We start from the raw sequence: 21,179 nt of genomic DNA, 5'->3' as shown, positions 1-21,179 counted from the left end.
GTGGCTTTAGATGTACATCGCCGGGTCGATGTAACTGGTCGGGTCCACCAGCGGCTCCCGCTGTTTCTCGGTGCGATGGCGCACCGCAGCCGGGATTCCGGTGGCGATGCAATCCTCCGGGACATCCTGGGTGACAACGGCATTGGCGCCGATCGCACTGCCGTCGCCGATGGTGATCGGGCCGAGGACCTTCGCGCCGGCGCCCACCGTGACACCGTTACCGATGGTCGGGTGGCGCTTGCCGTGACTCAGCGAACGTCCGCCGAGGGTGACGCCGTGATAGACCATGACGTCATCGCCGATCTCGGTGGTCTCGCCGATCACCACGCCCATGCCGTGGTCGATGAAGAACCGCCGCCCGATGGTCGCGCCCGGGTGAATCTCGATGCCGGTGGCGAATCGGGTGGCCTGAGCCAGCAGGCGGGCCACCCCGCGCAGTGCCGGCCTGGCCCACAGCCGATGCGCGATTCGATACGACCAGATCGCATGCAGACCCGAATAGACCAGCGCGTTCTCGAAGTCCCCGCGCGCGGCCGGGTCATGCTCGCGGGCGTTGCGCAGGTCCTCGCGCAGCCGCGCCAACACACCACTCATAGGTGTGATCATTCCCGAATGTGCTCGAACAGCGGCGTGGAGATGTAGCGCTCGCCGAAGTCGGGGACCACCACCACGATCAGCTTCCCGGCGTTCTCGGGGCGCTTGGCCAGCTCGAGGGCGGCCCACACGTTGGCGCCGGCCGAGATTCCGCCGAGGATCCCTTCCTCGGTGCCCAGCGCGCGAGCAACCCGGATGGCGTCGTCGAATTGCGCGTCGATGATCTCGTCGTAACAGTCGCGGTCGAGTACCTCGGGGACGAAGTTGGCGCCCAGGCCCTGGATCTTGTGCGGACCGGGGTCGGCGCCGTGCAGGATCGCGGAGTCCTTGGGTTCCACGCCGACGATCTGGACCTCGGGCTTGTGGGCCCGCAGGGTGTGCGAGACGCCGGTCAGCGTGCCACCGGTACCGATGCCGGCGACGAAGATGTCGACCGCGCCGTCGGTGTCCTTCCAGATCTCTTCGCCGGTCGTCCGTTCGTGGATGGCCGGGTTGGCCGGGTTGGCGAATTGGTCTGCGGACAGGGCGTTATGGGTGTCGGCGACTATCTGCTTGGCCTTGGCCACCGCACCGGCCATGCCCTCCGAGCCGGGAGTCAGCACGATCTCGGCGCCGTAGGCGCGCAGCATCACCCGGCGCTCGGTGGACATGGTGTCCGGCATGGTCAGGATCACCTTGTAGCCGCGGGCGGCGCCGACCATCGCCAGGGCGATGCCGGTGTTGCCGCTGGTGGCCTCGACGATGGTGCCCCCGGGGCGCAGCTGGCCGGATTGCTCGGCGGCGTCGATGATCGCGACGCCGATGCGGTCCTTGACGCTGTTGGCGGGGTTGTAGAACTCCAGTTTGGCCGCCACCTGGGCGCCCAGGCCCTCGGTCAGCCGGTTGAGTCGCACCAGCGGGGTATGACCGATCAGGTCGGTGACGTTGTCGTAGATCCTGCCCATCAAATGCCCTTTCCTACCAAGGCCGTCATAGGTGCTAGGCGCTCCCTTCGGCGATACGCCGTACGGCCTTGATGAAGACGTCGATCTCTTCGAAAGTGTTGTAGAACGCGAACGACGGTCGCACGGTGGCCTCCAGGCCGTAGCGGCGCAGGATCGGCTGCGCGCAGTGGTGACCTGCGCGCACCGCGATGCCCTCGGAGTTGAGCGCCTTGCCCACGTCCGCCGGGTCGTGGCCGGCCAGGACGAACGACAACACGCTGGCCTTCTCGTCGGCGGTACCGACGAGCCGCACCCCGGGGATATCGGCCAGGCGTGGGGTGGCGTACTCCAGCAGGGCGTGCTCGTAGGTGGCGATGCGTTCGATGCCCACCCGTTCCACATAACGCAGGGCTTCGCCCAGGCCGACCGCGTCGGCGATGTTTCCAGTGCCCGCCTCGAACTTGTTGGGCGGTTCTTGATAGATAGAGCGTTCCAGGGTGACGTCGGCGATCATGTTGCCTCCACCCTGCCACGGCGGCGTCTCGGCCAGCGCCTCGGCGGTGCCGTAGAGCGCTCCGAGACCGGTGGGACCGAAGATCTTGTGTCCGGAGAACGCGAAGAAGTCCGCGCCCAGTGATTGCACATCGATGGGAATGTGCGGGATCGACTGTGCCCCGTCGATCAGCACCCGCGCGCCGTAGCGGTGTCCGAGCTCGACGATGTCGTGCACCGGGGTGACGGTGCCCAGCGCGTTGGAGACATGGGTGGCGGCAACCAGTTTGGTCCGCGGACCCAGCAGGTCCTCGAATTCGCCCAGCAGCAGGTTGCCCGCGTCGTCCACCGGGGCCACCTTCAGAATCGCCCCGGTCTTCTTCGAGATCATTTGCCACGGAACGATATTGGCGTGGTGCTCCAGATGAGTGATGACGATCTCATCGCCGGGGCCCAGATTCTTGCCGCCCCAGGCGTAAGCCACCAGGTTGATCGCCTCGGTGGTGCCGCGCACAAAGACGATGTCCTCACTGCGCGGTGCCCCCAGGAATCGCCGCACGGTGTCGCGGGCGTCCTCGTAGGCGTCGGTGGCGCGGGCCGCGAGTTCGTGCGCGGCCCGGTGGATGTTGGAGTTCTCGTGGGCGTAGAAGTACGACAGCCGGTCGATCACGGCCTGCGGCTTCTGTGTGGTGGCGGCGTTGTCGAACCAGATCAACGGCTTGCCGTTGACCGTCTCGCGCAGGATCGGAAAGTCGGCGCGCACCGCGTTGACGTCGAAGATCTCATGCGAGTCCGGCACCGTCGGAGCCGGTTGGGCGGCCGGCACCCGATGCGACAAGAAGGCGTAATTCGCCTCGTCGCCACCCGCGGCCGGCGCGGCGGTGTCATGCCAATCCAGCTGCGGAACCACCGGCACCACCCCGGGCCAGCCAGGAGCCGACCCACGTGGCGCAACCGGGACAGCCCCGGCCGGCGAGCCGGCCAGCACCCCCGGCACGGTCGGCACGATGCCGCTCGGCACCGCGAACGCCGACAGGTCGGCCAGCCCCGGCGGCAGCAGCCCGGACGGGTCGGGAACACCGCCGCGCGGTGCCACCGCGGTGGTCTGCGGCGGCGAGTCCGGACCGGGCCGGGCGGCATACAGCTGGTTAGCCAGTAACTCCAGCTCAGCGGCGCTGACCGGTGGGGTTACCGGCCCGGGATCACTTGTACTCATGGAAACGGTCCACCGAGACGTCGTCGAGCACGGCGAGCGCATCATCGGTGAGCACGGCCAGCGAGTTGTACAGCGTCACCAGGTAAGACGCGATCGCCGACCGGTTGATACCGGTGAACCGGACCGACAGGCCCGGCGCCTGCTCACCGACCAGGCCGGGCTGGAACAGCCCGACGACACCCTGGCGTTCCTCCCCGGTGCGCACCAGCAGGATCTTGGTCTTGGAATCCTCTACCGGCACCTTGTCGCTCGGCACGATCGGGATGCCGCGCCAGGTGATGAACTGGGCGCCGAACAGGTTCACCACCACCGGCGGGACCCCGCGGCGGGTGGCTTCGCGGCCGAAGGCGGCCACACCGAGCGGGTGGGTCAGGAAGAACCCGGGGGTCTTCCACACCTTGGTGATCAGCGAGTCCAGGTCGTCGGGGGTGGGCGGGCCGGTCAGCGTGGAGATGGTCTGCTCCGGTGTGACCTGCGCCAGCAGGCCGTACTCCGGGTTGTTGACCAGCTCGTACTCCTGGCGTTCCTTGATGGTTTCGATGGTGAGTCGCAGCTGCTGAGCGACCTGGTCGTGCGGGCTGGAGTACAGGTCGGAGACCCGGGTGTGCACATCCAGCAGCGTGGAGATCGACCGCAGGGTGTACTCCCGCGGGCTGGTCTCGTAGTCCACGAACGTCTGCGGCAGCGGTTCGGTCGAACCGGCGCCCTGCTCGGCTGCAATGGCGACCTGGCCGGGGTTGACCACCCGGTTGACCCGGTAAATACCGGCTTCGACCGCGACCCAGTTCAACAGGTGCAGCAACCAGCGCGGCGTGATGGTGGCCAGTTGCGGGACAGTCTTGGTCGCATTCGCGAGTTGCCGTGCGGCGAGGTCCCCGAGCGCCTGAGATTCGTTCTGAGCGGACGTCATTGCTTTCCTCCTGATGAGTGACGGCGCCAATCATGGACCATGGTCCGGGTTTGCCCACCAGTTGCGCTCAGGGCGAATTGAATCCCTCGCAGTTCGCGCCGCTGCGGTACATGTCGTAGGGTATGTGTATGTCGAACATCACGCTGCCACAGCCGCACGCTTTGTGCCGCCGCGCCGCGTGTTGTTGTTGTTGATTCTCTGACGCCCTGATTCCTTAGCGTCGCAGCCCGCCCCTTTTCTCGGCGAGATGCTGCCGTGCGCGCTTCAGACCAGAAAGTCGACTCGGCATGACCGTTTCAACCTCCCTTTTTCCCGTTCTCGACACCGAGCCCGTGGTGACCGTCCGCCGCAGGGTGCAACCCCGCCCGGCCGCCGATATAGACCGAATGACCCGCTATCACGGCGGCACGTATTCGCACACCGTCGACCGGATCGTGTTCACCGACGGCACCAGCGCGCGCACCGATCTGATTCGCCTGAACCCCGGCATCGCGGCATATTCGCTGGACTTCCACGGCATCGCCCCCACTCGGCCGTCGGCGTACCGGATCGACACCTGGTCGGCGGTTCCGAACCTGCGCAGTCCCGGACAGGGCGCCCGTGACCCCCGCGAAGTTCAAGTCGACTGGATCCTGCGCAACTCGGTCCCGCGGTTGACCACCGTCGAATTGAGCCGTCGGCTGCGTGCGGCCGGCCACCAGCTGGGCCGCGGCAACATCACCGAGCACGAGGCGATAGCCGCCACCCAGGCCGCGATCTGGCGGCTGACCAACGGTCTGGAGCTGGACACCCGTGCCCGCACCGAGCCGGTCCGGGTGCTGCGCGACGCCGACGGGGTGACCGTCGAGTTCGAAGAGGCGCTCGAGTTGGGCGGCTACGCCCTGGAACTGGTCGCCTCGGAGCCGGTGACGCTGACCCTGCACAAATCCGACGACGGCCGTACCTGGCGAGAGGTGCCCTCGTCGCGGCTGGCCGTCGAAGCCGCCGGCGCTCATCGCAAGGCGCTCGGCGTGGGCGCAACCGTCGGGGGCCACCGGTTCTACCGCCTGTCGTTGGCCGGGCCGGGGCCATCGGCCACCCTCGGTGACGTCGACTTCTGGCTCAACGGCACCAGCACCTATCGCAATGCCGACCGCATCGTGGCCCTCTACCGGTACCTGCTGGCCGGTGCGGCACGGGCGCGCACCACCGCACCCGGCTTGAACGTTTCGGCCGCCACCATGGCCGACGGTCTGCTCGGGCCGCTGCGCCTGGCCGTCGCAGACTCCGCCGCGCTGAGCGCCGAGGGGGCGGTGTTGCTGGACGCCGACGGCAACGAGCTGACCGGCCCGGTGGAGCCGGGCAGTGTTTTCTACCTGCGGCCACACCCGGGCGCGGTGTCGGCACGGGTGCGCGTGACGGTGCCCGGTACCGAAGACGGCTACGGCGGCCGGGTTCTCACCGGTATTGCCGCAGAACAGGACTCGCAGATGTTCACCCCGGTGGCGCTGGCGGTGCCGGCCGCGCTGGTCGTCGACTTCGACCTCAGCTGGTCAGCGGGGGCACCGCAGTGGAATACAGCCAGGCCTGCCACAAGGCTTGCAGCGGTTCGCCCGCGTATCCGGCGGCCAGCGCGGTGAAGTCTTCGGTGCCGGCGTTGCCGTGGCGGTAGCGCGACGTCCAGTCCCGCAGCAGGGCGAAGAAGGCGTCGTCACCGAGCCGACCGCGCAACTGATGCAGGGTGATCGCGCCGCGCTTGTACACCCGGTCGTCGAACATGTCGGCCGGCCCGGGATCGGCCAACAGCAGATCCTGCGGCAGGCCCGCTAGCTGGCGGTGATAACGCCGCGCCAGCTGGTCGGCGTTCGGCCCACCGGAATGCTCCGACCACAGCCATTCGGCGTAGCACGCGAACCCCTCATGCAGCCAGATATCGCTCCAGCGTCGCAGGGTGACGCTGTTGCCGAACCACTGGTGGGCCAGTTCGTGGGCGATCAGTCGGTTGGATCCCCCGGTACCGTCGCAGTGGTTGGCGCCGAAGATCGAAAGTCCCTGTGCTTCAAGGGGGATCTCCAGGTTGTCGTCGGTCACCAGCACGGTGTAGCCGGCTGCCAGCGGGTAGGGCCCGAACAGGCGCACGAACAGCTCCATCATCTGCGCCTGCGCGGCGAAGTCCTGTTCGAACTCGGCCTGCAGCCGGGCCGGCAGCACCGCGCGGATCGCCACCGTCGAGCCCGGCAGCCGGCGGGTCACGTATCGGCCGATCTGCAGGGTGACCAGATAGGTCGGGGTCGGCTCGGGCTGCTCGTAGGTCCAGGTGGTGCGGGTGGCCCGGGCACGCCGCGATATCAGTTCGCCGTTAGCCACCGCGTAGTACGGGCTGTCGGTGCTGATCTGGATCCGGTAGCTGGCTTTTGAGTAGGGGTGGTCGTCGCAGGGGAACCATGACGGTGCGCCGTTGGGCTGGCCGGAAACCAGCGCTCCGTCGGACAACTCCTCGAAACCCACTTCACCCCAGAGTGTTTCGTTGGGGCGCGGTGATCCCGCATACCGGACGACGATCACCAGTGCGGCGCCGGGCGGTACCGTGGCGGCCAGGGTGATCCGCAGCTTGGCTGCCGAGGTCGCGAACCGGCTGGGTGGGCGACCGTTGACCCAGACCTTGGCCACCGACAGCGTGTCGGCAAGGTCGAGGGTGACCTCGCGCAGTGCGTCCAGCGCGACCGCGGTGATGGTCGCGGTGCCCGAGAGCCGGTTGCTGCTGACCTTGTATTCCAGGTCGAGTTCGTAGCGCGAGACCCGGTAACCGCTGTTGCCGTTGTCGGGCAGGTAGGGGTCAAGAACAGGCGCCGGGGCCTTGGCTGGCTTTGCCGAAATCTTCGTGGGTTTGCTCATGCCGCGGGCTCCTGACGCGCGGCAGCCGAAGCCCCGCGCTTCTTGCCCGACACCGGCCACGGCGCAATCGGATTGCCCTGCCAGCGCGTTGCTGCCGGTACCTCGTCGCCGCGCATCACCAGCGAGGCCGGCCCGACGGTGGCGCCGGCGCCCAGCCGGGCCGCGGGCAGCGCCACGCAGTTGGGGCCCAGCGTGGCGCCTGCATCCAATGTCACCGTGTCCATCTGCATGATCCGGTCGTGGAACAGGTGGGTCTGCACCACGCAGCCGCGGTTCACCGTCGCGCCGGTGTCCAGCGTCACCAGGTCGGCTTCGGGCAACCAGTACGTCTCGCACCACACGCCGCGGCCGATGGTGGCGCCGAGCGCCCGCAACCACAGGTTCATCACCGGGGTGCCGGTTGCGGCGCGGGCGAACCACGGGGCAGCCACCGTTTCGACGAACGCGTCGGAGACCTCGTTGCGCCACACGAACGACGACCACAGCGGGCGCTGTGACGCCCGGATCCGGCCCACGATAAGCCATTTCGCGACCACCGCGCTGCCGCCGGCCACCGCACCGGCGGCCAGCAGCGTCACGCCGCTACCCAGCGCGGTCCAGCCGTAGCCGAACGTGGTGGCCCCCCACTGCAAGGCGCCCAAAACCGCCGTTCCGATCGCAAATGTGACGATGACCGGGACCAGCCGGAATGTCTCCATGACGGCGCGCATCAGTTTCAGCCGCAGCGGGGGTTCGAAAGTGCGCTCGGCATCGAGGTCGGCGGCTTTACGCCGCAGGCGTACCGGCGGGCTGCCCAGCCACGACGAGCCGGTCTTGGCCTTGTGCGGTGCCGTCGACAGCACTGCCACCAAGGAGTTGTCGGGAACCCGCCTGCCCGGCTGAGTGATCCCGGAATTGCCCAGAAATGCGCGCTTGCCGATGGTGGCCGGTGCGACGTGGATCCAGCCGCCGCCCAATTCGTAGGAGGCCACCATGGTGTCGTCGGCGAGAAAGGCGCCGTCGGCGATCGTGGTGAACTTCGGGATCACCAGCGCGGTGGAGATCTCGGTGCCGTGGCCCACCTTGGCCCCCAGCAAGCGCAGCCACCACGGCGTGATCAGGCTCGCGTACACCGGGAAGAGATAGTCGCGCGCGGCGTCCATCAGACGTTCGGTGGCCCACAGCTGCCAACCCACCCGGCTGCGCACCGGGTGGTAGCCGTCGCGCAGCCCGATCGACAACAGCCGCACCCCGGCCATGGTCAAAGCGGCGTAGCTGAGCATCGCGACCAGCGCGGCCGGCGCAGTGGCCAGCGCCGCGGGCCGAATCGCTTCGATCAGCGTGGTGCAGTCCCGCACCGCCCAGCCCACCACCGACAGCCCGACACCTAATGCCACCAATGGCAAGCCGCCCAGCAGGATCGATGTCACCCCGTACACCGCCGCCCACACCGGGCGCGGCGGTGGCCGGTGATCCGGCCAGGGGTGGTGTGCCTTACCGGATTTCACCGCCGGCGAGCCGGTCCAGTACTGGCCCTTCTTCACCTCGCCGACTACCCCGGACCCAGGCGCGACATCGGCGTCCTTGCCGATTACGGCGCCGGGCAGCAGCGTGGTGCGGGCACCGATCGTGGCGTCGTTGCCAACCGTGACAGGGCCGACGTGGAACGTATCGCCGTCGATCCAATGCCCGGTCAGGTCCACCTCCGGCTCGATGGAACACCGGTGGCCCAGGGTCAGCATCCCGGTCACCGGCGGGGCGGAGTGCAGATCCACGCCCTCGCCGATCTTGTTACCCAGCGCTCGCGCGTAATACACCAGCCACGGTGCGCCGGAAAGATTCTCGGCGCCGCTGGCGGCGGCAAGCCGTTCGGCGATCCAGACCCGCAGGTGCTCGGGGCCGCCGCGCCGGTACGTTCCCGGCGCCAGATTGGACAGCAGCGCACGCGCCCCCAGCGCGGCGATACCCATCCGGCCCAGCGGTGTCACGAACAGTACGAAAGCGGAGATCACCCACCACCAGTCGAGTCGCGCCAGCCAGGGCAGCGGATGCATCACCGCCATCACGTTGTTGATCAGCGCCAGCCACGTCACCCATTGCAGCCCGGTCAGCGTGGCCAGCGGCACCGACAGCAGCACCTGCGCGGCCTGGGCCCGCCGGGGCGTGGGTTCGACCGCGCGGGAGGCTGCCTCGGCCCCGGGCTCACTGCGGCCCATGTCGTCGAGAAACCCGGCCAGGGAGCCGAGTCGTGGGCGGTCGTAGAGCTGGGCGACGGTGGTCTGCGGGTACCGCTGCCGCACCGCGGCCACCAGCTGAGCGGCTTGCAGCGATCCACCGCCGAGCGCGAAGAAATCGGCCTGTTCGTCGTCGACCGGGGCGCCCAGCACGTCGCGCCACAGTCCGGCCAGCCAACCCAGAGTGCTGTCCGGGTCGTCGCCGAGACCTCCGCCGGGCAGGGCACCCGGCTCCGGCCCCACCGGCCACGGCAGCGCATCGCGGTCCACCTTGCCCGACGTGCGAGTGGGCAGTTCGTCGACCAGCACCAGCCGGGGAACCAGCGCGGCGGGCAGTCGCCGGCCCAGTGCGGCGCGTGCAGCACCCAGGTCGAAGTCCGGATCGGTGCTGGCCAGGTAGCCGACCAGCAGCGGGGTCCCGGCGGCGCTGGTCCGCACCGCCGCCGCACCGCCGCTGACGCCGGGCAGCGTCACCAGGGCGCTGTCCACCTCACCCAGCTCGATGCGCCGGCCGCCGACCTTGACCTGGTCATCGGCCCGGCCGCAGAACACCAGCCCGTCGGCATCCAGCCGCACCAGATCACCGCTGCGGTAGGCCCGCGGCCAGTCCAGCTCGGGCAGTGCTGCGTACTTCTCGGCGTCACGGCCGGGGTCCAGGTAGCGGCCCAAGCCGACACCGCCGATCACCAGCTCGCCGACTTCGCCGGCGGCCACCGGGGCCCCGTCGGGCCCGAGCACGGCCAGGTCCCAGCCCAACAGCGGCAACCCGATCTGGACCGGGCCGGTGCCGTCGAGCTGCGCCGCGCACGCCACCACCGTGGTCTCGGTGGGGCCGTAGGTGTTCCATACCTCGCGGCCCTCCACCGCCAGCCGGGCTACCAGCTCCGGTGGGCAGGCCTCACCGCCGAAGATCAGCAGCCGCACCGCCTCCAGCGCCTCGGCCGGCCACAGTGCCGCCAGGGTGGGCACGGTGGACACCACGGTCACGTCGCGCGACACCAGCCACGGACCCAGGTCCATGCCGCTGCGTACCAGCGACCGCGGCGCCGGCACCAGACAGGCGCCGTAGCGCCACGCCAGCCACATCTCCTCGCAGGACGCGTCGAACGCGACCGACAGTCCCGCCAGCACCCGGTCGCCGGGCCCGATCGGGTTGTCCTGCAAGAACAGCTGGGCTTCGGCGTCGACGAAGGCCGCCGCGTTGCGGTGCGTGATCGCCACGCCCTTCGGGGTTCCGGTGGACCCCGAGGTGAAGATGATCCAGGCGTCGTCGCTGGTCTGCGGCGCCGTGGCCCGCCAGCCGCGTGACGCGCCGGGGCCGCGGGTCAAACCCTGTTCGGTGATCACCGCCGCCACCTGAGCTTCGTTGAACACCAGCTCGGCGCGCTCGGGCGGATCGTCGGCATCCACCGGCACGTAGGCCGCGCCGGTGGCCAGCGTGGACAGGATCGCCACGTACAGCGCGTAATTGCCGGACGGCATCCGAATGCCGATGCGATCGCCGCGGCCCAGACCGCGGGCGGCCAGCCAGGCGACACTGTCGGTGATGTCCTCGATCAGCTCCCCGTAGGTCAACACCACATTGCCGTCGTCGATGGCGGGAGCGTCGGGGTAGCGGGCGGCGGTCTCTTGCAGAATGTCGATCAGGGTGCGGGGCTGCGGCGCCGAGGAGCCGCGCAGATATTGCGCGGGGACTTGCAGTGAGGGCACGACTGTAGAACGTACCCAGCACGGTCGGGGAGTGCAGCGCGTCATTGTCAGCTCGGCGCGTTGTTCGCCGCGGTCGCGGACTACCGGCGCCCGAGCCGGCCCGATCGACGGTGCACGCCGTAAGCGGCAATACCCACGCCGAGCACCGCGAGTCCGGCCAGGACCGAGCTGACGGGCAAGGCGAACGCGACAACGATGCAGCCCACCAAGCCGATGATCGGGATCAGGCGCGGGGGACGGCCCTCGGCGGGGGACAGGGTCCAGGCCGCGGCGTTGGCCACGGCGTAGTAGACCAGGACCGCGAACGAGGAAAACCCGATGGCACCGCGGATATCGGTGGTGGCGGCCAGCACGGCAACCACCAGGCCGACCGCGATCTCGGCGCGATGCGGCACCCCGAACCGGGGATGCACCGCGGTCAGATACCCGGGCAGATGCCGGTCGCGGGCCATCGCCAGGGTGGTACGCGACACCCCCAGGATCAGGGCCAGCAGGGACCCGGTCGCCGCGAGAATCGCTCCGATCTGGACCATCACGGTCAGTTTGGCCGCCCCGGCGACCCTCACCACCTGCACCAAGGGCGCCGATGCTCCGGCAAGACCTTCTGCGCCAAGCACATTCAGTGCCGCTACCGCCACCAGGGCGTACACCACCAGGGTGATGGCCAACGCGGCCGGGATCGCCCGCGGAATGGTGCGGGCGGGGTCGCGTACCTCCTCACCCAGCGTGGCGATCCGGGCGTAGCCGGCGAACGCGAAGAACAGCAGACCCGCCGCCTGCAACACCCCTGGCACCGACACTGACGAGTGGCCGAACCGAGCGGTTTCAACGCCCTGGGAGCCCAGGGCGGTCACCACAACCGCTGCCAATACCGCCAGCACCACTACCACGATCAGCCGGGTCAGCCACGCCGATTTCTGCACCCCCAGCACGTTGATTGCGGTCAGCCCCAGCACCACCGCCACCGCGATCGCGTGCGCGTGTGCGGGCCATGCGTAGAAACCCACGGTCAGTGCCATCGCCGCGCACGATGCGGTCTTGCCGACGATGAAGCCCCACCCGGCCAGATAGCCGAAGAACGGTCCGAGCCGTTCGCGCCCGTATACGTAGGTACCGCCGGAGGCGGGATACTGTGCCGCGAGCCGCGCCGAGGAAACCGCGTTGCAGTAGGCGATGACCGCCGCCACGATCAACCCGATCAGCATCGCCGCACCGGCCGCTGCGGCCGCCGGCGCCAATGCCACGAAAATGCCGGCACCAAGCATCGAGCCCAGCCCGATCGTCACCGCGTCGAACATGCCCAGCTGCCGGCGCAGCGCACCGGACGTCGGCTGCGGATCAGGGGTCGTGTGACCGTCCATCAGCTCAAGGTCTAGCTGATCGTGTGGCCGACCAGCTGGCCGATCAGGTACGTGGTGCCCAGCGCGAGCGCCCCGCCGGTGGTATTGCGGACCAAGGCGTTTCGGACGTTTGCGCCCCCCAAGCGTGCCGAGACCACACCGGTGAGCATCAGTGCCAGCAGCACGACCAGGACGGTCAACGGGACTCGCCATGTGGTCGGCGGCAGCAGGATCGCGACCATCGGCAACAGCGCTCCCGCCGTGAACGCGAGGGCTGACGCCGCCGCGGCCAGCCACGGGTTGGTCAAATCGTCCGGGTCGATGCCCAATTCAGCCTCGGCGTGCGCAGCGAACGCATTGTGGTGGGTCAGCTCTTCGGCCACCAACCTGGCCGTCGCCGCCGACAATCCCTTGGCCGCATATAAGTCGGCAAGTTCCTCGAGTTCGGCCGCCGGGTCTTGTTGCAGTTCGCGGCGCTCCTTATGCAGCACAGCCTGTTCGGTGTCACGTTGCGTACTCACCGACACGTACTCACCGAGGGCCATCGACACGGCGCCGGCGGCCACGCCGGCGATACCGGCGGTGAAGATCGGACCCCGTTGCGCGGTGGCGGCGGCGACGCCGACCACGATCCCCGCGATCGAGACGATGCCGTCGTTGGCCCCCAACACCCCGGCGCGCAACCAATTGAGTTTCGACGCCAGCGAGCCGTTATGGGGCTCGGCCGAGTGCGGTGAACGCATGCGCATGCGCGACACCGTAGCGCCCACCCTGTCCTCGTGACCAGCGATTACTCGCAGGTGGTTGCAGCGACGCTACCGGGGCGCGAGGTAGCCGACCGGGCCGGCCGCGATACACACCGACAGCGCTGCGGTGTCGGCGCGCGCGGACACGTTGTATCCGGCGCCCGGCAGCCGCACAAAGACACGGTTGAGCCCCGGCCGGACCCGCACCCGCACCTCGGGGCCGTCCGACAGTGACAGGGTCATCGCACCGTCGACGTTGGCCAGGTAGTTGATCTCGGCGGTCCAGTCCGCGGGCAGCAGTGGGCCGTCCAGCGCCAGGGTCGCCGGCCGGTCCGGCTGGATCAGATAGCCGCAGTGGGGCACCGGGCCGGGAACTAGAGAGCGGACCCAGGTCACTTGGGCGTCGGCCACCGTCCCCGTGTTGGTCAGCATCCGCAACTGCGTCGTCGCCGAGGCGAATTCGGGGCGGTCCCGCAGTAGGGCGAACATGTGGCTGGCCAGGTTCTCCGGGTAGACGACCCGCTGCAGCACCAGCGGGTCGACCTCTTGGTCCAGCATCGGCGCGTCGGAGGCGGCATGTGCCGCGGCCAGACCGTTGCGGGCATTCTGCAGGTACCCGCGAGCCGGATCGTCCCGCCAGCAGGTCAAGAACGTCCCTGTCGAATACAGGCTGCTCACGGTGAACGCGGCGGCCAGGCCGGTCACCGCCACGGTGCGCAGCGGTGAGGTGTCCAGCCGGCGCGACGAGGCGCGGTTCGGGGCGCACAACCCGACCGCGCCCAGGATCGCCAGCACCACGACGAGATCGGCCAGGTAGCGCAGGGTTTGCGCCAGCTCCAGCGCGGTGAACGCCGAGGAGCGCATCAGATAGATCGGTACCTGGCAGGCCGCTGCGTACCCGGCTGCGGCAAGCCATACCGGCACCAGCCGGTGTTTGCGCGCCAGCGACACCGCCACCAGCGCGGCCAGCACCAGCCACCCCAGCGTCATCACCACCGGCCCCGGCAGCGCCCACGGCGAGGCCGGCGCCCAGCGCGCCCAGGTCCACGGGCCACCGGCCAGGCTCGGGACGATGCCGTGGGTGATCGAGCGCAGCAGCAGGTCGCGGGTCATATCGAGGTCGAAACTCCACCGCTTCTGATTCACCACTACCAGGTAGACCCCGATCCACCCCGCGGTCACCGCCAGCATCGCCGTCCACATGCGGGACCCGGCCCGCCACGCCCCGACAATCGCTCCGGCCAGCGGCTTACCGGACACATAGCCCAGCAGTGCCGTCACCGCGAAGGCTACGAACGGGATCACCGCGGACTTCTCGAAGAACACCAACCCGCCCAGGTAGGCCAGGGTGGCGGTGCACGCGTAGCGCCGATTCCCGGTGCGCGCCAACAGGATCGCGTCCGCGCACACCCAGGACAATGCGGCGCTCAGCGGTAGATAGTTCAGCGCCGCCGCCCACCAGGCGAAGGCCGGCAGGCCCAGCGGAGTCCACAACGCGGAGGTCAGCGGTATCAGCAGCACCGGCCGCCAGCCCAGAATCACCCACAGCACGCGCAGCAACGCGCACGACGACAGCAGCTGCAGCACCACCAGGCTGATCGCCGGCGCGGCCCACTGCAGCGGCCACAGCTTGGCCAGTGCCCCGGCCACCAGGAACGCGCCCGGCATCACATGACCGTCGTGGTCGTCGAACAGGTACGCCGGCGACAACAGCGGGTGGGTTCCGGCCCGGCCGACCAGGATCAGGTCGTCCCAGTAGAAGTAACCCCCGAAAGCCACGACCGCCCGAACGACCAGCTGGGCGGCGACCAATCCCACCGCCGCCCAGCAGACCCAAGGCAGGGCAGTGAAACGCGTGCGCATCAGTCTTTCTTACCTGTCGGTATGGTGGGCCGGTGCGAGCACTGGTCACCGGAGCAGCCGGGTTCATCGGATCGACGTTGGTCGACCGCCTGCGGGCGGACGGGCACCAGGTAGTCGGGCTGGACAATTTCGCCACCGGGCGTGCCGGCAACATCGAGCACCTGGCCGAGGACGCCGACTTCAGCTTCGTCGAGGCCGACATCGTCTCCGCGGACCTGAACGCGATCCTGGCGCAGCACCAGCCCGAGGTGGTCTTTCACCTGGCCGCCCAGATCGATGTGCGTCATTCGGTGGCCGACCCGGTCTTCGACGGCTCGGTCAACGTCATCGGGACGATCCGGCTCGCCGAAGCCGCGCGGACGGCGGGCGTGCGCAAGGTCGTGCACACCTCGTCGGGCGGCTCGATCTACGGCACCCCACCGTGCTACCCGACCGGGGAAGACGTCCCGACCGACCCCGCTTCGCCCTACGCCGCCGGCAAGGTCGCCGGTGAGATCTACCTCAACACCTTTGGCCACCTCTACGGGCTGCAGTGCTCCCACATCGCACCGGCGAATGTCTATGGCCCCCGCCAGGACCCGCACGGCGAGGCCGGGGTGGTGGCGATCTTCGCCCAGGCGCTGCTGGAGGGCAGGCCCACCAAGGTGTTCGGGGACGGATCGAACACCCGCGACTACGTGTTCGTCGATGACGTGGTGGACGCTTTCGTGCGGGCGTCGGGCGAGGCCGGTGACCGGCAGCGGTTCAACGTCGGCACCGGGGTGGAAACCTCCGACCGGCAGCTGCATTCCGCGGTGGCCGCGGCCGTCGGTGGACCCGACGACCCGGAGTTCCACCCGCCGCGCCTCGGTGACCTGAAGCGGTCCTGTTTGGACATCTCGCGGGCCGCGGAGGTGCTGGGCTGGCGCCCTCAGGTCGCGCTCGCCGATGGCGTGACACGCACCGTGGAGTACTTCCGGCAGATGAAGTCCATCTGAACCTTTGTGGCATACTGGCCGGTCGGAGGGGAGTATTCCCCAATTCGCAGTGTCGTCATCACGTCGCCTGTCATCGGGTGACCGGGGCTGTGGGCCGGACAACCGGCGGAAGAGACCTCCAGCGCTGCTATGACGCTGGAGGCCAGCCATGGATGTTTTCGCAATCGGCCGTTTTGGTCTGGACGCCATCGGCGCCGCCGCATCCTCCGTTTTGGGGGCCAGCGTTGACCTCGCCGCCATCCCACTGCGCGAAGGCGCCAAGATCCTGGCCGGTGAGCGTTCCGATCTGACCAGCCGACGAAGCTGGCGCGGCGCCGGGCGGGCCTGGATCGAAGTGCACGGGCTCGACGACTCCGACGGCGTGGACATCGGTGCCGAGGTTCTGGCAGCCCTGCGGGCCGAGCCCGGCGTCACCTCGGTGCGGCTGAACCGCCCGCTGTCCCGGGTAGTCGTCGAGATCGGCGACCACGTTGCGCTGGCGGACCTGTGCGCCGCGGTGGAAGCGGCCGAGAAAAGCATCGAACTTTCCCCGACCGACACCGCGGCATTGCCGGGCGATGGACTGCTGCTGGCCACCAAGGGCGCGATGGTGGGGGCCAACGCGGTAGGGCTGGCGATCGCGACCGTGGGCAGCGCGATGCGCTGGCCGGCCGCGCCCAAGATCTTCGACGCCGCGGCGTCGGTGGCCCGCTACCAGCCGCTGGTCCGCAACGCGCTGGCGAGCCGGATCGGTCCGGCCAAGACCGACCGGGTGCTTTCCCTGGTCTCGCTCGGGTCGCACGTCATCACCCTGTCCCCGGCGATCCTGGCGGTGGATCTGATGGTGGAGGGCCTCAAAGCCTCCGAGACCCGCGCCGGGGCGCTGGCCTGGAATCGCTACGAGCCGGAGCTGGCCCGGTACGCCGACCACCCGGACGTGCACACCACTGCGCGGCCTGTCCCGCGGCCGGACGGTCTGGCTGAGCGCTACCTGAAGCGCACCGCGGTGGCGCAGGTAGTCGCGGCCGGGGCGGTGGGCGCACTGACCCGCAACCTGGACGTGACGTCGAGCGCGATCCTGGCGACCTCGCCGAAAGCGGTGCGCACCAGTTGCGAATCGTTCGCCGCGACTTTGGGACAGGGCCTGGCCGACGCGCACGGAGTGCTGCCGCTGCAGCCAGACAGCCTGCGCCGCCTCGACAAGATCGACACCGTGGTCATCGACCCGCGGACGCTGACCGGTGAACAACGCAGGGTGGTACAGATCCGCGGTGCCAGCGAGCACGAGCTGCCGAAGGCCTGGAACAGCGCGCAGAGCCTGCTCGACAAGCCCGGATTGCGTCCGGGCTGGCACCGGGTTCCGGGCATGACAGTCCGCGGCTCGACCCGCACGCAGCCGGTGGACGCGCTGATCCTGCCCGCGCATCACGCGCTGGCCTCGGCGGTGGTCCTCGAAGCACGTGCCTCCGGCGCTGAGCTGGTCACGGTGGACACCGAGATCCTCAGCGAGCTGCGCCCCGGTTTCGACGACATCCGGCCGGTCTCGGGTGAGGATATCGACGCCGCGCTGGCCGCGGCGGTGGCCGACCTGCAGCAGGCCGGCCGCACCGTCGCGGTGTTGTCCACCTCGGCAGCGCAGGCGCTGGCGTCGGCGGATCTGGCGCTGGGTGTGATGCCGACGAGCGAGCATGCCGACACCCCACCACCTTTTTATGCCGATCTGCTGCTGGCCGACCTTGCCGGCGCATGGCAGGTGCTGCGCGCGCTGCCGGCTGCCCGGACGGCCACCGAGCGTGGGGTTGCGATCTCGATCGGGGCGTCGTCGATCGCCGGGCTGCTTTTGGTTCGCGGGGTTCGGGCGACGATCCCCGGTGTCGGGGCGGGGCAGAGCCGCGGTCCGGGGCCGGTGACCGTCGGTGCGGGCGCCGGAATGCTGTCGGGGTATCTGCTGGCCCGCCGGGTGTTGCGTGCGCAGGCACCGAAGCCGGCACCGGCCTACGAATGGCACGCCATGACGGTCGAGCAGGCGCGCGAGCTGTTGACGCCGGAGGCCATGCTGCCGTTGGCCGAACGCGCGCCGGTCGACGCGGAATCCCAGGGCATGTTCTGGCCGTACTTCCACGCCGTGCGTGAGGAGTTGTCCGACCCGATGACGCCGATCTTGGCGCTGTGCTCGGCGGCGACGGCCATGCTGGGTTCGCCGATCGACGCCGTGATGGTGGGCACGGTGCTCACCGGTAACGCCATGTTGGCCGCTTACCAGCGGTTGCGGGCAGAGAGCCGGCTGAACACCCTGCTGGCACAGCAGGCTCCGCCGGCCCGGGTCGTGTTGATGGGGGGCGATGGCACGCCGGCCTACCACGAGATCCCCGCCGAACAACTGCTGCCCGGTGACCTGATCGAGGTGCGCAGCAACGAGGTGGTGCCCGCCGACGCCCGGACGATCGAGGTGTATGACGTCGAGGTCGACGAGTCCTCGCTGACCGGCGAATCGCTGTCGGTCGGCAAACAGCTGGACCCGACGCCCGGCGCTGAACTGGCCGAGCGCAGCTCCATGCTCTACGCGGGCACTACGGTGATCGCCGGTAAGGCGCTGGCGATGGTGACCGCCGTGGGCGCCGACACTCAGGCCCGTCGGGCCTCCGAACTGGCCTCTGGCGAGCTGCCCGAGGTCGGGTTGCAGCACCATCTGTCTCAGTTGATGTACCGGACTTTCCCGTACAGTGCCGCCGGCGGTGTGGCGGTCGGTGCGCTCGGTCTGCTGCGTCAGGGCGGGCTGCGGGTTGCGCTCGGCAACGCGATCGCGGTCGCGATCGCAGCCGTCCCGGAGGGCATGCCGCTGATGGCTACCTTGGCCCAGCACGCGTCGTCGCAGCGGTTGACGAAAACCGGTGCGCTGGTGCGGATTCCGCGGTCGGTGGAGGCGCTCGGCCGGGTCGACGTGGTCTGCTTCGATAAGACCGGAACGCTGTCTGAGAACCGGCTGCGGGTCACCACGGTGCGCCCGCTTGCGGGATATTCCGACGACGACGTCCTCGGCACGGCCGCGCAGGCGGCTCCGGCTCCCGACGGTGCGGCGCATGCGCACGCCACCGACCAGGCCATCGTCGAGGGCGCGGCATCCGCAGCCGGTGCCCGGCCGTGGATCGAACCGGACGCGCACCTGCCGTTCCGCTCCGGCCGGGCCTTCTCGGCGTCGGTGCTGGGATCGGAGCTGCTGGTCAAGGGGGCACCGGAAGTCGTGTTGGAGGCCTGCAAGAACGCCGGCGCCAAGGCCGAGCAGCAGGTGGCCGCGATGGCGGCCCAGGGGCTGCGGGTGATCGCGGTCGCGCACGGCAAACTGACCGCCGCGCAGGTGCGGGCCGTGCAGGACGATTCCGACCGGCTCGTGGAGGTCAGCGCCTCCGGCCTGACGCTGATCGGGTTCCTCGGCTTGGCCGACACACCCCGGGCCGACGCTCCGCAACTGCTGGCCGATCTGGCCGCCCGCGGCGTCGACATCCGGATGATCACCGGTGATCACCCGATCACGGCCACCGCGATCGCCGCCGAGATGGGCGTGACGGTCCGCCCCGAGGAGGTCATCACCGGCTCGGAGTGGAATGCCTTGAACCGCAAGGAACAAGAGCAGGTGGTCTGCGAACGGGTGATCTTCGCCCGGATGTCGCCGGAGAACAAGGTGCAGATCGTGCAGACCCTGGAGCGCGCCGGCCGAGTGTCGGCGATGGTGGGCGACGGCGCCAACGACGCCGCCGCGATCCGCGCCGCCACGGTGGGGCTGGGTGTCGTTGCGCACGGCAGCGACTCGGCACACGCCACCGCCGACGTGGTGCTGACCGACGGGAAGATCGGTGCGCTGGTCGACGCTATCGACGAGGGCCGGCGCCTGTGGCGGGGTGTGCAACTTGCCATCTCCGGGCTGCTGGGTGGCAATGCCGGGGAGGTGATGTTCTCGGTGATCGGTACCGCGGTCACCGGCAATTCGCCGCTGAACACTCGCCAGCTGCTGTTGATGAACACCCTGACCGACGCGCTGCCGGCCACCGCTGTGGCGGTGAGTACGCCGGCCGGCCCAATCGGTGACGCGGTGCCCGGACTCGAAGAGCGGAAGCTATGGCGCGCAGTGGCGTTCCGGGGCGGGGTGACCGGCGCGGCAGGCACCGCCGCCTGGGCGATGGCATCCGTGACCGGTACACCGCAGCGCGCCTCGACGGTGGCGCTGATCTCGCTGGTGACCACCGAGCTCGGTCAGACCGTGGTCGACTCGCGGGCGCCGATGGTGCTGGCCACCGCGGCCGGATCGTTCGCGCTGTTCGCGGCGATCGTCTCCACGCCCGGGGTCAGCCAGCTGTTGGGTTGCACGCCGGTCGGCCCGATCGGCTGGGCCCAGGGCCTCGGCACGGCCGCGGCGGCCACCGCCGCGGTTGCCGTGGCGAGCCGGTTCTCGACTCCCGCCAAGGAGATCGCCGCTCCCGCCAGGGAGACCGAGGCCCCCATCAAGGCGGCGTCGGCGGTTCCGGCGAAGAAGGCTCCAGCGAAGAAGGCCCCGGCGAAAAAGGCTCCGGCCAAGAAAGCCCCGGTGAAAAAGGCTCCGGTCAAGAAGGCCCCGGCGAAGAAAGCACCGGTGGCCAAGGAAACGCCGGTGGAGAAGGCCCCGGCCGGAAAGCCGGCCAGAAAGTCCGCCGCGAAGAAGTCGTCCGCGAAGCTGGAACTGGTGCGCTGAGCCTGTCCCGTTACGCCGGCTGTCGCACTCTCACCTGCGGCTGTGGTCGCTTGGCCGCGGGAGGTCGCACCTGCAGCAGACCGGCGCGCCAGAGCACTGCGTAGAGCTCGACCGCCGGCACGGTCAGGAGTGCCGCTGTCGCGTCGGCCAGGGGTTCTGCCAGGACTTCGGTCGTCCTCATACCTGCAACGGTGCGGGCTGGAATCGGCCGTGCGGCAAACCCGCTGTTACCGCTGAGACAATTGTTGCCGAATTACTGTGTTTCAGGCGGTTCGGGCAGCCCGGGCGGCTGGGCTTGGGTAAGCGCTATGACCCTGGCCAGCCGGGCATAGCGCAGCTCCAGATCGCGGAATCGCATATAAGTGCTCAGCGTGGTGAACGCGAACACCATGATCAGCACGTAGAGCATCAGATCGGTGCCGCGGCGCACCCCGAGCCAGTTGGCTAACACGGTGGTGTCGTCGGGACGCAGCACCGCATAGATGCCGGCCACCACGAACACCAGGTAGCCGACTTTCACCCAGGCTCGCGACTGAGCGGACCGGCGCGACAGCAGCAGGTAAACCAGCAGCATCAGCACCGCCGCGATCAGCAGGACCTTGATCCAATTCATCGCAAG

The 21,179-nt window shown here is 69.3% G+C and carries 14 protein-coding genes; 3 read left to right on the top strand and 11 right to left on the bottom strand.

The window, feature by feature from the left end; genetic code table 11:
* Positions 1-6 precede the first annotated feature (6 nt).
* The 4 genes from epsC to EJK91_RS08890 are packed head-to-tail and all read right to left on the bottom strand — an operon-like array spanning position 7 to position 4,135.
* Entirely contained in the window at positions 7-594 is a 588-nt protein-coding gene (epsC, locus tag EJK91_RS08905; protein WP_125078748.1) for a serine O-acetyltransferase EpsC, read from the bottom strand.
* An 8-nt stretch (positions 595-602) separates the two neighbouring features.
* Entirely contained in the window at positions 603-1,538 is a 936-nt protein-coding gene (gene cysK / locus EJK91_RS08900; protein ID WP_125078747.1) for a cysteine synthase A, read from the bottom strand.
* A 34-nt stretch (positions 1,539-1,572) separates the two neighbouring features.
* A complete protein-coding gene (locus EJK91_RS08895) occupies positions 1,573-3,225 on the bottom strand; it encodes a family 2A encapsulin nanocompartment cargo protein cysteine desulfurase (protein ID WP_125078746.1) in 1,653 nt (550 codons plus the stop codon).
* On the bottom strand, positions 3,212-4,135 hold the full coding sequence (locus tag EJK91_RS08890; protein ID WP_125078745.1) for a family 2A encapsulin nanocompartment shell protein: 924 nt from the start codon (positions 4,133-4,135) through the stop codon (positions 3,212-3,214). The genes EJK91_RS08895 and EJK91_RS08890 overlap by 14 nt, the downstream gene beginning before the upstream one ends.
* Before the next feature lie 287 nt (positions 4,136-4,422).
* Between EJK91_RS08890 and EJK91_RS08885 the strand changes: the two genes are divergently transcribed.
* Positions 4,423-5,754, top strand: a complete 1,332-nt coding sequence (locus EJK91_RS08885) for a TQXA domain-containing protein (RefSeq protein WP_125078744.1) — start codon at positions 4,423-4,425, stop codon at positions 5,752-5,754.
* Here the strand turns inward: EJK91_RS08885 and EJK91_RS08880 are convergent.
* The 5 genes from EJK91_RS08880 to EJK91_RS08860 all read right to left on the bottom strand — a co-directional run bounded on the left by EJK91_RS08880 (position 5,660) and on the right by EJK91_RS08860 (position 14,881).
* Positions 5,660-7,009, bottom strand: a complete 1,350-nt coding sequence (locus tag EJK91_RS08880; RefSeq protein ID WP_125078743.1) for a M1 family metallopeptidase — start codon at positions 7,007-7,009, stop codon at positions 5,660-5,662. The two genes, EJK91_RS08885 and EJK91_RS08880, sit on opposite strands and share 95 nt — an antisense overlap.
* Positions 7,006-10,977 carry a Pls/PosA family non-ribosomal peptide synthetase gene (locus EJK91_RS08875; protein WP_125078742.1) on the bottom strand — a complete coding sequence of 1,324 codons (3,972 nt, stop codon included), beginning with the start codon at positions 10,975-10,977 and terminating at the stop codon, positions 7,006-7,008. Before EJK91_RS08875 ends, EJK91_RS08880 begins: the two co-directional genes overlap by 4 nt.
* Positions 10,978-11,012: 35 nt before the next feature.
* Complete coding sequence (locus tag EJK91_RS08870) at positions 11,013-12,293, bottom strand: APC family permease (RefSeq protein WP_125078741.1); 1,281 nt, start codon at positions 12,291-12,293, stop codon at positions 11,013-11,015.
* 11 nt (positions 12,294-12,304) lie between these two features.
* The gene (locus EJK91_RS08865; protein ID WP_024441717.1) at positions 12,305-13,015 is read right to left on the bottom strand and encodes a VIT1/CCC1 transporter family protein; all 711 of its coding nucleotides are present in this window, start codon (positions 13,013-13,015) and stop codon (positions 12,305-12,307) included.
* A 72-nt stretch (positions 13,016-13,087) separates the two neighbouring features.
* The gene (locus EJK91_RS08860) at positions 13,088-14,881 is read right to left on the bottom strand and encodes a hypothetical protein (RefSeq protein ID WP_125078740.1); all 1,794 of its coding nucleotides are present in this window, start codon (positions 14,879-14,881) and stop codon (positions 13,088-13,090) included.
* 32 nt (positions 14,882-14,913) lie between these two features.
* On the opposite strand from EJK91_RS08860, the gene EJK91_RS08855 reads away from it, so the two are divergent.
* Positions 14,914-15,858, top strand: coding sequence for an NAD-dependent epimerase/dehydratase family protein (locus EJK91_RS08855; RefSeq protein WP_024441715.1), 945 nt, complete (start codon positions 14,914-14,916; stop codon positions 15,856-15,858).
* 148 nt (positions 15,859-16,006) lie between these two features.
* On the top strand, positions 16,007-20,560 hold the full coding sequence (locus EJK91_RS08850; RefSeq protein ID WP_125078739.1) for a cation-translocating P-type ATPase: 4,554 nt from the start codon (positions 16,007-16,009) through the stop codon (positions 20,558-20,560).
* 10 nt (positions 20,561-20,570) lie between these two features.
* Here EJK91_RS08850 and EJK91_RS21730 read toward each other — a convergent pair whose 3' ends face one another.
* Together EJK91_RS21730 and EJK91_RS08845 are read right to left on the bottom strand one after the other, a co-directional pair.
* On the bottom strand, positions 20,571-20,741 hold the full coding sequence (locus EJK91_RS21730; protein ID WP_164517918.1) for an Rv1535 domain-containing protein: 171 nt from the start codon (positions 20,739-20,741) through the stop codon (positions 20,571-20,573).
* 72 nt (positions 20,742-20,813) lie between these two features.
* Entirely contained in the window at positions 20,814-21,173 is a 360-nt protein-coding gene (locus tag EJK91_RS08845) for a DUF2304 domain-containing protein (RefSeq protein WP_024441713.1), read from the bottom strand.
* Positions 21,174-21,179 lie beyond the last annotated feature (6 nt).

It is taken from the genome of Mycobacterium sp. P7213 (assembly GCF_900604305.1).
Classification (GTDB): Bacteria; Actinomycetota; Actinomycetes; order Mycobacteriales; family Mycobacteriaceae; genus Mycobacterium.
Note: the sequence above shows the minus strand (reverse complement) of the source record. Positions and strands in the feature narration are given on the sequence as shown.

Bases quoted from the DNA above. Each gene is read 5' to 3' on its own strand.
- epsC (WP_125078748.1), bottom strand. From the start codon at position 594: ATGAGTGGTGTGTTGGCGCGGCTGCGCGAGGACCTGCGCAACGCCCGC.
- cysK (WP_125078747.1), bottom strand. From the start codon at position 1,538: ATGGGCAGGATCTACGACAACGTCACCGACCTGATCGGTCATACCCCG.
- EJK91_RS08895 (WP_125078746.1), bottom strand. From the start codon at position 3,225: ATGAGTACAAGTGATCCCGGGCCGGTAACCCCACCGGTCAGCGCCGCT.
- EJK91_RS08890 (WP_125078745.1), bottom strand. From the start codon at position 4,135: ATGACGTCCGCTCAGAACGAATCTCAGGCGCTCGGGGACCTCGCCGCA.
- EJK91_RS08885 (WP_125078744.1), top strand. From the start codon at position 4,423: ATGACCGTTTCAACCTCCCTTTTTCCCGTTCTCGACACCGAGCCCGTG.
- EJK91_RS08880 (WP_125078743.1), bottom strand. From the start codon at position 7,009: ATGAGCAAACCCACGAAGATTTCGGCAAAGCCAGCCAAGGCCCCGGCG.
- EJK91_RS08875 (WP_125078742.1), bottom strand. From the start codon at position 10,977: ATGACGCGCTGCACTCCCCGACCGTGCTGGGTACGTTCTACAGTCGTG.
- EJK91_RS08870 (WP_125078741.1), bottom strand. From the start codon at position 12,293: ATGGACGGTCACACGACCCCTGATCCGCAGCCGACGTCCGGTGCGCTG.
- EJK91_RS08865 (WP_024441717.1), bottom strand. From the start codon at position 13,015: ATGCGTTCACCGCACTCGGCCGAGCCCCATAACGGCTCGCTGGCGTCG.
- EJK91_RS08860 (WP_125078740.1), bottom strand. From the start codon at position 14,881: ATGCGCACGCGTTTCACTGCCCTGCCTTGGGTCTGCTGGGCGGCGGTG.
- EJK91_RS08850 (WP_125078739.1), top strand. From the start codon at position 16,007: ATGGATGTTTTCGCAATCGGCCGTTTTGGTCTGGACGCCATCGGCGCC.
- EJK91_RS21730 (WP_164517918.1), bottom strand. From the start codon at position 20,741: ATGAGGACGACCGAAGTCCTGGCAGAACCCCTGGCCGACGCGACAGCG.
- EJK91_RS08845 (WP_024441713.1), bottom strand. From the start codon at position 21,173: ATGAATTGGATCAAGGTCCTGCTGATCGCGGCGGTGCTGATGCTGCTG.